This window comes from Vibrio sp. 10N.222.52.C12, from assembly GCF_041474215.1.
Lineage (GTDB): Bacteria > Pseudomonadota > Gammaproteobacteria > Enterobacterales > Vibrionaceae > Vibrio > Vibrio crassostreae_C.
Genome location: NZ_JBFRTR010000009.1, coordinates 1 through 13,368 on the forward strand (window position 1 = coordinate 1; position 13,368 = coordinate 13,368).

A 13,368-nucleotide genomic window follows, 5' to 3' on the forward strand; every position below is an offset into this window, starting at 1 on the left:
GCACAAATGGACGGCGGTATCCTAGTTGTTGCTGCGACTGACGGCCCTATGCCTCAAACTCGTGAGCACATCCTACTTGGTCGTCAAGTTGGTATCCCTTACATCATCGTATTCATGAACAAATGTGACATGGTAGATGACGAAGAGCTACTTGAGCTAGTTGAGATGGAAGTTCGTGAACTTCTTTCTGAATACGACTTCCCAGGTGATGACCTACCAGTTATCCAAGGTTCTGCACTTGGCGCACTAAACGGCGAGAAGCAGTGGGAAGACAAGATCGTTGAGCTTGCAGAAGCACTAGATTCTTACATTCCTGAGCCAGAGCGTGCAGTTGACCAACCGTTCCTACTACCAATTGAAGATGTATTCTCAATTCAAGGTCGTGGTACTGTTGTAACTGGTCGTATCGAGCGCGGTATCCTACGTGTAGGTGACGAAGTAGAAATCGTTGGTATCAAAGAGACTACTCTTACTACTTGTACTGGTGTTGAAATGTTCCGTAAACTGCTTGACGAAGGTCGTGCAGGTGAGAACGTTGGTGCACTTCTACGTGGTACTAAGCGTGATGACGTTGAACGTGGTCAAGTACTTTCTGCGAAAGGTTCTATCAACCCACACACTAAGTTTGAGTCTGAAGTATACGTACTTTCTAAAGACGAAGGCGGCCGTCACACTCCTTTCTTCAAAGGTTACCGTCCACAGTTCTACTTCCGTACAACTGACGTAACAGGCGATATCACTCTACCAGAAGGCGTAGAAATGGTAATGCCAGGTGACAACGTTCAAATGACTGTTGAGCTAATCGCTCCAATCGCAATGGACGAAGGTCTACGTTTCGCAATCCGCGAAGGTGGCCGTACAGTTGGTGCTGGTGTTGTAGCTAAAATCTTTGCATAAGATTTGACGAACCACTAGTAAAAAGGGCATCATTTGATGCCCTTTTTCTGCGCTAAAAAAAGAGTTGGATGTTTTGACATCGATTTTTGCTCTTAGCAAAGAATTAAACGGTCTTTTTGACTAAAATGACTGTTAGATGTGTTGTTTTGCAACGCAAAGGAATGTGCCCTGCAACAGCGGGGTTATTGTCGTCTATATTTAAGACTTATCACAGGTTGGTTTTATGAAAGCAAACGCTGAAACTCCTGATAGCTCAGGTGCAGCAGATACAATGAAGTGGATTGTCGCTTTTGTTCTGTTGGCTGCTGCTGTTGTGGGTAATTACCTGTATGGTGAATTGTCTGTTGTAATTCGCGCTGCAGGTGTAGTTGTGCTGATTGCTGCCGCACTAGGCGTTGCAGCAACAACAACTAAAGGTAAAGCTGCGATCGATTTTGCAAAAGAATCTCGTATGGAGATTCGTAAAGTTGTTTGGCCTACTCGCCAAGAAACTATGCAAACTACATTGATCGTTTTAGCTGTATGTATTGTTATGTCTCTAGTGCTTTGGGGAATTGACGGCATTATGGTCCGTCTAGTTTCTCTAGCAACTGGGGTGTAGAGGGTTCTGATTCATGAGTGAAGCTCCAAAAAAACGTTGGTATGTAGTTCAAGCCTTTTCTGGCTTTGAAGGTCGTGTTGCACAGTCGCTACGCGAGCATATTAAAATGCACAACATGGAAGAACTATTTGGCGATGTGCTAGTACCTACTGAAGAAGTAGTGGAAATGCGTGCAGGCCAACGCCGTAAAAGTGAACGTAAATTCTTCCCTGGCTACGTATTAGTTCAAATGATCATGAATGATGAATCATGGCACTTAGTACGCAGCATTCCGCGTGTTATGGGCTTCATTGGTGGTACCTCTGATCGTCCTGCACCAATCACTGATAAAGAAGCTGATGCTATCTTGAACCGTCTAGAGAAAGCGAGCGAGTCTCCACGTCCTAAGACAATGTTCGAAGCGGGTGAAGTGGTTCGTGTGAACGATGGTCCATTTGCTGACTTCAACGGTACTGTTGAAGAAGTAGATTACGAGAAAAGCCGCATTAAGGTATCTGTATCGATCTTTGGTCGTGCAACACCGGTTGAGCTTGAATTTGGTCAGGTTGAAAAACTGGACTAAAACTCTAAGTTTTGAACAAGCTGTGGATAAATAGTTCATAAGCTGTTTAAAATTAAAGAGTATAAAAAATCACCTTTTTAGGGTTGTTAAAGGCGCGAATTATGATTATAATTTCGCGCCTTTTTGCTTCTGTGGAAGTGAAAAAGAGTTAATTGAATTTATGGGGAGCTCGCCTGGCGGCTAGCGCATGTACCCAAAATATTAGGAAATATCATGGCTAAGAAAGTTGAAGCTTATATCAAACTGCAAGTTGCAGCTGGTATGGCAAACCCAAGTCCACCGGTTGGTCCTGCTCTAGGTCAACACGGCGTGAACATCATGGAATTCTGTAAAGCGTTCAACGCAAAAACAGAATCTGTTGAGAAAGGTCTACCTACTCCAGTAGTTATTACTGTTTACAACGACCGTTCTTTCACGTTCGTAACTAAGACTCCACCTGCTGCTGTTCTTCTTAAGAAAGCTGCTGGCGTTAAGTCTGGTTCAGGTCGTCCAAACACTGAGAAAGTTGGTACTGTTACTGACGCTCAAGTTCAGGAAATCGCAGAAACTAAAGCTGCTGATATGACTGGTGCTGACATCGAAGCAATGAAACGTTCTATTGCTGGTACTGCTCGTTCAATGGGCCTAGTGGTAGAGGGATAAGATCATGGCTAAACTTACTAAGCGTATGCGCGTAATCCGCGACAAAGTTGACTCAACTAAAGAATACGAAATCAGCGAAGCTGTTGCTCTTCTTAAAGAACTAGCGACTGCTAAATTCGTTGAGTCTGTAGATGTTGCTGTTAACCTAGGCATCGATGCTCGTAAATCTGACCAAAACGTTCGTGGCGCAACAGTGCTACCTCACGGTACTGGCCGTGACATCCGCGTTGCTGTTTTCACTCAAGGTGCAAACGCAGAAGCTGCTAAAGCTGCTGGCGCAGATATCGTTGGTATGGAAGATCTTGCTGAGCAAGTGAAAAAAGGCGAAATGAACTTCGACGTAGTTGTTGCTTCTCCAGATGCAATGCGTGTTGTTGGTCAACTAGGTACAATCCTAGGTCCACGCGGCCTTATGCCAAACCCTAAAGTTGGTACTGTAACTCCTAACGTTGCTGAAGCGGTTAAGAACGCTAAAGCTGGTCAGGTTCGTTACCGTAACGACAAGAACGGCATCATCCACACTACTATCGGTAAAGCATCTTTCGAAGCTAGCCAGCTTCAAGAGAACCTAGAAGCTCTTCTAGTTGCTCTTAAGAAAGCTAAGCCTTCTTCAGCTAAGGGTTCTTACCTGAAGAAAGTAAGCATCTCTACTACGATGGGTGCTGGTGTTGCTGTTGATCAAGCTAGTCTTGACACTCAAGCAAACTAATTTGCTTAGGCGCAGATTTAGTGTATACTTCTGCGCCTAATATTTGTGGTTGGGTGGTTTTAAAGCAATTTGAAATCATCTATCCCAAGACCGTAGGCGCTGTCGATTTTCATTAGATTATTGATAGCTTAATAAAACCTACGTAGGCGATGTTGTGGTTTGAAATGAATTTATTCATTTTTAAATAACATCGTAAACGCTCATTACATTTTGTATTGAGTGCTGTAATCACAACCAGAGGTTAATCCAAATGGCTTTAAATCTTCAAGACAAAAAAGCAATTGTTGCTGAAGTCAACGAAGCTGCCAGTGGTGCACTTTCTGCAGTTGTAGCTGATTCTCGTGGCGTTGAAGTTGGCGCAATGACTTCTCTACGTAAACAAGCTCGCGAAGCGGGTGTTTACATGAAAGTTGTTCGTAACACACTAGCACGCCGTGCGGTTCAGGGTACAGACTACGAGTGTCTAGTAGACACTTTCACTGGTCCAACTCTGATCGCGTTCTCTAACGAGCACCCAGGTGCTGCAGCGCGTCTTTTCAAAGACTTCGCTAAAGAGAACAAAGATTTCGAGATCAAAGCTGCTGCATTTGAAGGCGCAGTTACTGATGCTGAAGTACTAGCGACACTACCAACTTACGACGAAGCTATCGCACGCCTAATGATGTGCATGAAAGAAGCTTCTGCTGGCAAGCTGGTTCGTACTATCGCTGCACTACGTGACCAAAAAGAAGAAGCAGCGGCTTAAGCCTTGCTTTTCACTGGTTGCAAATTAAACTTATTGTTGACTTAAAAGAGAATTGTTATGTCTATTACTAACGAGCAAATCCTAGACGCAGTTGCAGAAATGTCTGTAATGCAAGTTGTTGAGCTTATCGAAGCTATGGAAGAGAAATTCGGCGTTTCAGCTGCAGCTGCAGTTGTAGCTGGTGGCGCAGCTGGCGGCGACGCTGCTGCTGAGCAAACTGAATTCGACGTAATCCTAACTGCTGCTGGCGCTAACAAAGTACAAGTTATCAAAGCTGTACGTGGCGCAACTGGCCTAGGTCTTAAAGAAGCTAAAGGTCTTGTAGACTCAGCTCCTGCAGCGCTTAAAGAAGGCGTTGACAAAGCTGAAGCTGAAGCTCTTAAAGCACAGCTAGAAGAAGCTGGCGCTTCTGTTGAAATCAAGTAATTATTACTTAATTTCATAGCCGCAAGGCTAATGGCTGGTGGTTTATTAACCACCGGCCTTTTTGCGCTGTAGGGCTATGACGAAATTTCCGCTGTTTAACCGTCATAATCCGAGCAAAAAAACAGTCATTTTTTCGAAATGATTGTTCACTACCACTAAACAGCTGTTTGTCACCACCCCCTCTGAAGAGTGTTTTGGGTGGTTTGGGTCACTTATCAGCGAGCTGAGGAACCCCATGGTTTACTCTTATACCGAGAAAAAGCGCATCCGTAAGGATTTTGGTACTCGTCCACAAGTTTTGGACATTCCATACCTGTTATCGATCCAGCTTGATTCTTTCGACAAATTCATCGAACAGGATCCAGAAGGTCAATACGGTCTTGAAGCTGCTTTCCGTTCTGTATTTCCAATTCAGAGCTACAACGGCAATTCTGAGCTGCAATACGTTAGCTACCGTCTTGGTGAGCCAGTTTTTGACGTTAAAGAATGTCAAATCCGCGGTGTTACTTACTCAAAGCCACTACGCGTAAAACTACGTCTAGTTATCTTTGATCGAGATGCACCAGCAGGTACTGTAAAAGACATTAAAGAACAAGAAGTCTACATGGGCGAAATTCCGCTTATGACAGACAATGGTACTTTCGTAATTAATGGTACCGAGAGGGTTATCGTATCCCAGCTGCACCGAAGCCCAGGCGTGTTCTTCGACAGTGATAAGGGTAAGACCCACTCATCAGGTAAAGTTCTTTATAACGCACGTGTAATTCCTTACCGTGGCTCATGGTTAGACTTTGAGTTCGATCCTAAGGATAACTTATTCGTACGTATCGACCGTCGTCGTAAGCTACCAGCATCGATTATTCTTCGTGCACTTGGTAAATCGACTGAAGAGATCCTTGATCTGTTCTTCGACAAAGTGAACTTCGAAGTGAAAGACCAAACTCTTCTTATGGAGTTGGTTCCTGATCGTCTACGTGGTGAAACTGCGTCATTCGACATCGAAGCAAACGGTAAAACTTACGTTGAGACTGGTCGTCGTGTTACTGCTCGCCATATCCGTCAACTTGAAAAAGATGGCGTTGAGCACATCGAAGTACCAGTAGAGTACATCGTTGGTAAAGTTGCATCTAAAGATTACATCAACGAAGCAACTGGCGAGATCATCGTTGGCGCGAACCAAGAGATTAGCCTAGAAGCTCTTGCTAACCTGTCTCAAGCAGGCCACAAGGCTCTACAAACTCTGTTCACGAATGACCTAGATCACGGTCCATTCATGTCAGACACTCTACGTGCAGATAGCACAGTAGATCGCATCTCTGCATTGGTAGAAATCTACCGCATGATGCGTCCTGGCGAGCCACCAACGAAAGAAGCTGCAGAGTCTCTATTCGAAAGCCTATTCTTCTCTGAAGAACGTTACGACCTATCAACTGTAGGCCGTATGAAGTTCAACAGCTCTATCGAGCGTGAAGAAGAAGAAGAGCGCGGTACTCTGGATGAATCAGACATCATCGAAGTGATGAAGAAACTGATTGGTATCCGTAACGGTATTGGTGAAGTGGACGATATCGACCACCTTGGCAACCGTCGTATCCGTTCTGTAGGTGAAATGGCAGAAAACCAATTCCGTGTTGGTCTAGTTCGTGTAGAACGTGCCGTTAAAGAGCGCCTAAGCCTTGGTGACCTTGATGCAATCATGCCTCAAGATCTTATCAACGCTAAGCCGATCTCTGCTGCAGTTAAAGAATTCTTTGGCTCTTCACAGCTTTCACAGTTCATGGACCAAAACAACCCATTGTCAGAAGTTACGCACAAACGTCGTATCTCTGCTTTAGGTCCTGGTGGTCTTACTCGTGAGCGCGCAGGCTTCGAAGTACGTGACGTTCACGTAACTCACTACGGTCGTCTATGTCCGATCGAAACGCCTGAAGGTCCAAACATCGGTCTAATTAACTCACTATCTGCGTTTGCACGTTGTAACGATTACGGTTTCCTAGAAACTCCGTACCGTCGTGTAGTAGATGGTGTAGTAACAGAAGAAGTTGATTACCTGTCAGCAATCCAGGAAGGTCAATTCGTAATCGCGCAAGCAAACACCATTCTTACTGAAGAAGGTACGTTTGCAGATGAGCTAATCACAGCTCGTCAAAAAGGTGAATCTGGTCTTCACCCACGCGATCACGTTGACTACATGGACGTTGCGACAAACCAAGTAGTATCTATCGCTGCTTCGCTTATCCCGTTCCTAGAACACGATGATGCGAACCGTGCATTGATGGGTGCCAACATGCAACGTCAAGCTGTACCAACACTTAAGGCTGATAAGCCTCTAGTAGGTACTGGTATCGAACGTAACATCGCAGTTGACTCTGGTGTTACAGCGGTTGCTAAACGTGGTGGTCAAGTTCAGTCTGTAGACGCTTCTCGTATCGTAGTTAAGGTTAACGAAGATGAATTGGTACCTGGCGAAGCTGGTATCGATATCTACAACCTAACTAAGTACACGCGTTCGAACCAAAACACATGTATTAACCAACGTCCAACTGTACTTCCTGGTGAACCAGTTGCACGTGGCGATGTTCTTGCTGATGGTCCTTCAACAGACCTTGGTGAACTAGCTCTTGGCCAAAACATGCGTATCGCATTCATGCCTTGGAACGGTTACAACTTCGAAGACTCGATCTTAGTATCTGAGCGCGTAGTTCAAGAAGACCGTTTCACGACAATCCACATCCAAGAACTATCTTGTGTGGCTCGTGATACTAAGCTGGGTTCTGAAGAGATCACAGCTGATATTCCAAACGTAGGTGAGTCTGCTCTGTCTAAACTAGACGAGTCAGGTATCGTTTACATTGGTGCTGAAGTTAAGGGTGGCGACATCCTAGTTGGTAAAGTAACCCCTAAAGGTGAAACTCAACTGACTCCTGAAGAGAAGCTGCTACGTGCTATCTTCGGTGAGAAAGCATCTGATGTTAAAGATACTTCTCTACGTGTACCAAACTCTGTTTCGGGTACTATCATCGATGTACAAGTCTTCACTCGCGATGGCGTAGAGAAAGACAAGCGTGCACTTGAAATCGAACAGATGCAGCTTAAAGAAGCTAAGAAAGACCTAACTGAAGAGTTCCAAATTCTTGAGGGTGGCCTTCTTAACCGTGTTAAAGCTGTACTTCTGTCTGGTGGTTACTCTGAAGCTAAGCTTGATACTATCGGTCGTAAGCAATGGCTAGAGCAAGTTCTAGAAGACGATGCGCTACAAACACAGCTTGAGCAACTTGCTGAGCAGTGGGATGAGCTAAAAGCAGACTTCGATAAGAAGTTTGAAACTAAGCGTCGTAAAATCACCCAAGGTGATGATCTAGCGCCTGGCGTTCTTAAGATTGTTAAAGTTTACCTAGCGGTTAAACGTCGTATCCAGCCTGGTGATAAGATGGCCGGTCGTCACGGTAACAAAGGTGTAATCTCTAAGATTAACCCTGTTGAAGACATGCCATACGATGAGAAAGGTCAGCCTGTAGACATCGTACTTAACCCGCTGGGTGTACCATCGCGTATGAACATCGGTCAGATCCTAGAAGTTCACTTAGGTTTGGCTGCGAAAGGTATCGGTGACAAGATCAACCAAATGGTTAAGGAACAACAAGAACTGCATAAGTTCCGTGAGTTCCTACAGAAGGTTTACGATCTTGGTGATACTCGTCAGAAAGTTGATATTGCTGAACTGTCTGATGATCAAGTTCGTACACTGATCAAGAACCTACGTGGCGGTCTACCGATTGCTACTCCTGTGTTCGACGGTGCTTCTGAGTCTCTAATCAAAGAACTACTTAAACTGGGTGATCTGCCAGAATCTGGTCAGCTTAAACTGTTTGATGGTCGTACTGGTGATTCGTTTGAGCGTCCTGTAACTGTTGGTTACATGTACATGCTGAAACTGAACCACTTGGTTGATGACAAGATGCATGCTCGTTCAACTGGTTCTTACAGCCTAGTAACTCAGCAACCACTTGGTGGTAAAGCTCAGTTCGGTGGTCAGCGTTTCGGTGAGATGGAAGTATGGGCACTAGAAGCATACGGTGCTGCATATACTCTACAAGAAATGCTAACAGTTAAGTCAGATGACGTTAACGGCCGTACTAAGATGTATAAGAACATCGTAGACGGTAACCATAGCATGGAACCTGGTATGCCTGAGTCGTTCAACGTACTGTTGAAAGAGATTCGCTCGCTAGGTATCAACATCGAGCTAGAAGACGAAGAGTAATCCCTCCTTCTTTTTAAAAGAAGATAGGATTATTTGGTAAAAGGGAGCTTGCTACAGCAGTGAGCTCCTTTAACTCCTTACAGGAGCTGAATGTGAAAGACTTATTAAACTTTCTAAAAGCACAGCATAAGACCGAAGAATTTGATGCAATCAAAATCGGTCTATCTTCACCAGACATGATCCGTTCATGGTCTTTTGGTGAAGTTAAAAAGCCGGAAACAATTAACTATCGTACGTTCAAACCTGAACGTGATGGTCTGTTCTGTGCACGTATTTTTGGTCCAGTTAAAGACTACGAATGTCTTTGTGGCAAATACAAGCGCCTGAAGCACCGTGGTGTTATCTGTGAGAAGTGTGGCGTTGAAGTTACACAAACTAAAGTTCGTCGTGACCGCATGGGCCACATCGAGCTAGCTTCACCAGTTGCTCACATCTGGTTCCTAAAATCACTGCCGTCTCGTATCGGTCTACTAATGGATATCCCTCTACGTGATATCGAACGTGTTCTTTACTTCGAGATGTACGTAGTAACTGAACCAGGTATGACTGATCTAGAAAAATCTCAGATGCTTACTGAAGAAGAGTATCTGGATCGTCTAGAAGAGTGGGGTGACGAATTTACTGCTAAGATGGGTGCTGAAGCGATCAAAGATCTGCTTGCAACAATGGACCTTCATCAAGAAGTGGAAGAAATGCGCGAAGAGTTAGAAACGACTAACTCAGAAACTAAGCGTAAAAAAGTTACTAAGCGCCTGAAGCTAGTTGAAGCGTTCATTGCATCGGGTAACGATCCGCAATGGATGATTCTGACTGTACTTCCGGTTCTGCCGCCAGATCTACGTCCTCTAGTACCACTAGATGGCGGTCGTTTTGCGACTTCAGATCTGAACGACCTTTACCGTCGTGTGATCAACCGTAACAACCGTTTGAAGCGCCTTCTAGAGCTAGCTGCTCCGGACATCATCGTACGTAACGAAAAGCGTATGCTGCAAGAGTCTGTTGATGCACTTCTAGATAACGGTCGTCGTGGTCGTGCTATCACTGGTTCTAACAAGCGTCCTCTGAAATCTCTTGCTGATATGATCAAGGGTAAACAAGGTCGTTTCCGTCAGAACCTTCTAGGTAAACGTGTAGACTACTCTGGCCGTTCTGTAATCACAGTAGGTCCATACCTTCGTCTACATCAGTGTGGTCTTCCTAAGAAGATGGCACTTGAGCTATTTAAGCCGTTCATCTACAGCAAGCTAGAAACTCGTGGCATGGCTACGACAATCAAAGCTGCTAAGAAGATGGTAGAGCGCGAAGAAGCTATCGTTTGGGATATCCTGGACGAAGTAATCCGCGAACACCCAGTACTGCTTAACCGTGCACCTACACTTCACCGTCTAGGTATCCAAGCGTTTGAACCAGTACTAATCGAAGGTAAAGCGATTCAGCTTCACCCACTAGTGTGTGCGGCATACAACGCCGACTTCGATGGTGACCAAATGGCGGTACACGTGCCTCTAACTCTAGAAGCACAGCTTGAAGCACGTACACTGATGATGTCGACGAATAACATTCTGTCGCCAGCGTCAGGTGATCCGATCATCGTACCTTCTCAGGACGTTGTATTGGGTCTTTACTACATGACACGTGACAAGATCAACGTGAAAGGCGAAGGTATGTACCTTGCTGGCCCTGCTGAGGCTGAAAAGGCATACCGTACTAAGACTGCTGAGCTACACGCTCGCGTTAAAGTACGTATCACCGAAACTGTAGTAGACGAAGATGGTAACAGCACTACTGAAACGAAGATGGTTGATACAACTGTCGGCCGTGCAATGCTATGGCAAATCGTTCCAGCTGGCCTACCGTACAGCATCGTTAACCAAAAGTTAGGTAAGAAGCAGATCTCTACTCTTCTTAACGAGTGTTACCGTAAGCTTGGTCTAAAAGATACAGTAGTATTTGCTGACCAAATCATGTACGCAGGTTTTGCATACGCTGCACTTTCTGGTGTTTCTGTAGGTATCGACGATATGGTTGTACCTCAAGCGAAATACGATGAAATTGAATCTGCTGAAGAAGAAGTTCGCGAAATCCAAGAGCAATTCCAATCTGGTCTTGTTACTGCGGGTGAGCGTTACAACAAAGTTATCGATATCTGGGCATCTACGAATGACCGCGTTGCGAAAGCAATGATGGATAACCTATCTTCTGAAACAGTTATCAACCGTGACGGCGAAGAAGAACAGCAAGAATCGTTCAACAGCATCTACATGATGGCCGACTCGGGCGCACGTGGTTCTGCAGCTCAGATTCGTCAGCTAGCAGGTATGCGTGGTCTGATGGCGCGTCCAGATGGTTCAATCATCGAAACGCCGATCACAGCGAACTTTAAAGAAGGTCTAAACGTCCTTCAGTACTTTATCTCAACGCACGGTGCTCGTAAGGGTCTTGCGGATACAGCACTGAAAACAGCAAACTCGGGTTACCTAACTCGTCGTCTAGTAGACGTTGCTCAAGACGTTGTAGTACACGAACATGACTGTGGCACGCATGAAGGTATCGACATGATGCCTCACATCGAAGGTGGTGACGTTAAAGTTGCACTTTCTGAGCTTGCTCTAGGTCGTGTAGTAGCTGAAGACGTTCTTAAGCCTGGTACTGAAGATGTACTGATTCCACGTAATACTCTAATTGATGAGAAGTGGTGTCAAATCATGGAAGACAACTCAGTAGATAGCATGAAAGTGCGCTCTGTTGTTACCTGTGATGCAGACTTCGGTTGTTGTGCACAGTGTTACGGTCGTGACCTAGCACGTGGTCACCTAGTGAACCAAGGTGAAGCAGTTGGTGTTATCGCTGCACAATCTATCGGTGAACCGGGTACACAGCTAACGATGCGTACGTTCCACATCGGTGGTGCGGCATCTACTGCAGCAGCAGAGAACAGCATCCAAGCTAAGACAACTGGTACTGTGAAACTTCACAATGCTAAGTTCGTAGTTAACAAAGATAAGAAACTGGTTATCACTTCTCGTGCATCTGAGATGACGATTATTGATGAATTCGGCCGTACTAAAGAGAAGCACAAACTTCCTTACGGTTCGATGCTAACCAAAGGCGACAACGCAGCAGTTACTGCTGGTGAAGTTGTAGCTAACTGGGAAGCGCATACCATGCCAATCATCACTGAAGTGGCAGGTCGTATCCAATTCGTAGATATGATCGATGGTATTACAGTTTCTCGTCAAACTGACGATCTAACGGGTCTTTCTTCAAGTGAAGTTACAGACGCAGCAGCTCGCCCAGCAGCAGGTAAAGATATGCGTCCAGCTATCAAACTTGTTGATGAGCAAGGTAACGACGTAATGATCCCTGGTACTGATATGCCAGCTCACTACTTCCTACCTGGCAAAGCGATTGTAAACATCGAAGATGGCGCTGAAGTTGGCATCGGTGACACACTATCTCGTATCCCTCAAAAATCGAGCGGAAACAAAGATATCACCGGTGGTCTACCACGCGTAGCTGACCTATTCGAAGCTCGTAAGCCTAAAGAGCCTGCGATCCTTGCTGAGCACACAGGTACTGTGTCTTTCGGTAAAGAAACGAAAGGTAAGCGTCGTCTAGTAATCACTCGTGAAGGCGGTGACGCTTACGAAGAGATGATTCCTAAGCATCGTCAATTGAACGTGTTCGAAGGTGAGAAGATTGAACGTGGTGATGTAATCGCCGACGGTCCTGAAACTCCACACGATATCCTGCGTCTACGTGGTATCCACGCAGTAACTCAGTACATCGCGAACGAAGTTCAAGAAGTTTACCGCTTACAAGGCGTAAAGATTAACGATAAGCACATCGAGACTATCGTTCGTCAAATGCTACGTAAGTGTACAATCACTCATTCTGGTGACTCTCCGTTCCTACCTGGCGAACAAGTTGAGTACCACAATGTTAAGATTGCTAACCGTAAGCTAGAAGCTGAAGGTAAAGAACTAGTACGTTTCGAACGTGATCTACTAGGTATTACTAAAGCATCTCTTGCAACTGAGTCATTCATCTCAGCTGCATCGTTCCAAGAAACGACTCGCGTACTAACAGAAGCTGCGGTTTCTGGTAAGCGTGATGACCTTCGCGGCCTGAAAGAGAACGTAATTGTTGGTCGTCTGATCCCAGCTGGTACTGGTTTCGCATACCACCAAGAGCGTCAAAAACAACGTGAAGAAGAGCAAGAAGGTCCTTCAGCTGAACAAGCTACTGACAATCTAGCAGCACTTCTAAACGCTGGTTTCTCTTCAGAAGAGTAAGTTCTACGAGTAGTCTCTAAGAGATAAGAAAAAGGCACCTTCGGGTGCCTTTTTTGTATCTGGCGTATTGGTATTTAGCTATGACTTATAAAGTGATAGGTGTGCTTATCTAGCTGGTGAGGTTGGATTTATGTCCTGAAGAGTGCTCTTTGAGGCCAGTAAGATAAAGGGTAGAGATGACTAGGCTGATTAGGGCTGTAACCATATGCTTATGGCTAAAGGTCAGG

At 45.2% G+C, this 13,368-nt stretch carries 9 protein-coding genes; all 9 read left to right on the forward strand.

Annotated features, from left to right (window positions below):
- Positions 1-897: elongation factor Tu (tuf, locus tag AB4623_RS01775; RefSeq protein ID WP_372145631.1), on the forward strand; the 897-nt coding region annotated here is incomplete at its 5' end.
- A gap of 223 nt (positions 898-1,120) precedes the next feature.
- Positions 1,121-1,498, forward strand: a complete 378-nt coding sequence (gene secE, locus AB4623_RS01780) for a preprotein translocase subunit SecE (RefSeq protein ID WP_010435558.1) — start codon at positions 1,121-1,123, stop codon at positions 1,496-1,498.
- Positions 1,499-1,511: 13 nt separating this feature from the next.
- Complete coding sequence (gene nusG, locus AB4623_RS01785; protein WP_010435556.1) at positions 1,512-2,060, forward strand: transcription termination/antitermination protein NusG; 549 nt, start codon at positions 1,512-1,514, stop codon at positions 2,058-2,060.
- A 213-nt stretch (positions 2,061-2,273) separates the two neighbouring features.
- On the forward strand, positions 2,274-2,702 hold the full coding sequence (gene rplK / locus AB4623_RS01790; RefSeq protein WP_010435555.1) for a 50S ribosomal protein L11: 429 nt from the start codon (positions 2,274-2,276) through the stop codon (positions 2,700-2,702).
- A gap of 4 nt (positions 2,703-2,706) precedes the next feature.
- A complete protein-coding gene (gene rplA / locus AB4623_RS01795; RefSeq protein WP_017060523.1) occupies positions 2,707-3,411 on the forward strand; it encodes a 50S ribosomal protein L1 in 705 nt (234 codons plus the stop codon).
- Positions 3,412-3,661: 250 nt separating this feature from the next.
- On the forward strand, positions 3,662-4,156 hold the full coding sequence (gene rplJ, locus AB4623_RS01800; RefSeq protein ID WP_017060524.1) for a 50S ribosomal protein L10: 495 nt from the start codon (positions 3,662-3,664) through the stop codon (positions 4,154-4,156).
- Between the two features lie 57 nt (positions 4,157-4,213).
- Positions 4,214-4,582, forward strand: a complete 369-nt coding sequence (gene rplL, locus AB4623_RS01805; protein ID WP_017060525.1) for a 50S ribosomal protein L7/L12 — start codon at positions 4,214-4,216, stop codon at positions 4,580-4,582.
- A gap of 235 nt (positions 4,583-4,817) precedes the next feature.
- Positions 4,818-8,846: a DNA-directed RNA polymerase subunit beta gene (gene rpoB, locus AB4623_RS01810; protein WP_017060526.1), complete on the forward strand. Its 4,029-nt coding sequence runs from the start codon at positions 4,818-4,820 to the stop codon at positions 8,844-8,846.
- A gap of 92 nt (positions 8,847-8,938) precedes the next feature.
- Positions 8,939-13,141 carry a DNA-directed RNA polymerase subunit beta' gene (gene rpoC / locus AB4623_RS01815; RefSeq protein WP_017060527.1) on the forward strand — a complete coding sequence of 1,401 codons (4,203 nt, stop codon included), beginning with the start codon at positions 8,939-8,941 and terminating at the stop codon, positions 13,139-13,141.
- Positions 13,142-13,368 lie beyond the last annotated feature (227 nt).

Coding starts and splice junctions, on each gene's coding strand:
- secE (WP_010435558.1), top strand. CDS start 1,121: ATGAAAGCAAACGCTGAAACTCCTGATAGCTCAGGTGCAGCAGATACA.
- nusG (WP_010435556.1), top strand. CDS start 1,512: ATGAGTGAAGCTCCAAAAAAACGTTGGTATGTAGTTCAAGCCTTTTCT.
- rplK (WP_010435555.1), top strand. CDS start 2,274: ATGGCTAAGAAAGTTGAAGCTTATATCAAACTGCAAGTTGCAGCTGGT.
- rplA (WP_017060523.1), top strand. CDS start 2,707: ATGGCTAAACTTACTAAGCGTATGCGCGTAATCCGCGACAAAGTTGAC.
- rplJ (WP_017060524.1), top strand. CDS start 3,662: ATGGCTTTAAATCTTCAAGACAAAAAAGCAATTGTTGCTGAAGTCAAC.
- rplL (WP_017060525.1), top strand. CDS start 4,214: ATGTCTATTACTAACGAGCAAATCCTAGACGCAGTTGCAGAAATGTCT.
- rpoB (WP_017060526.1), top strand. CDS start 4,818: ATGGTTTACTCTTATACCGAGAAAAAGCGCATCCGTAAGGATTTTGGT.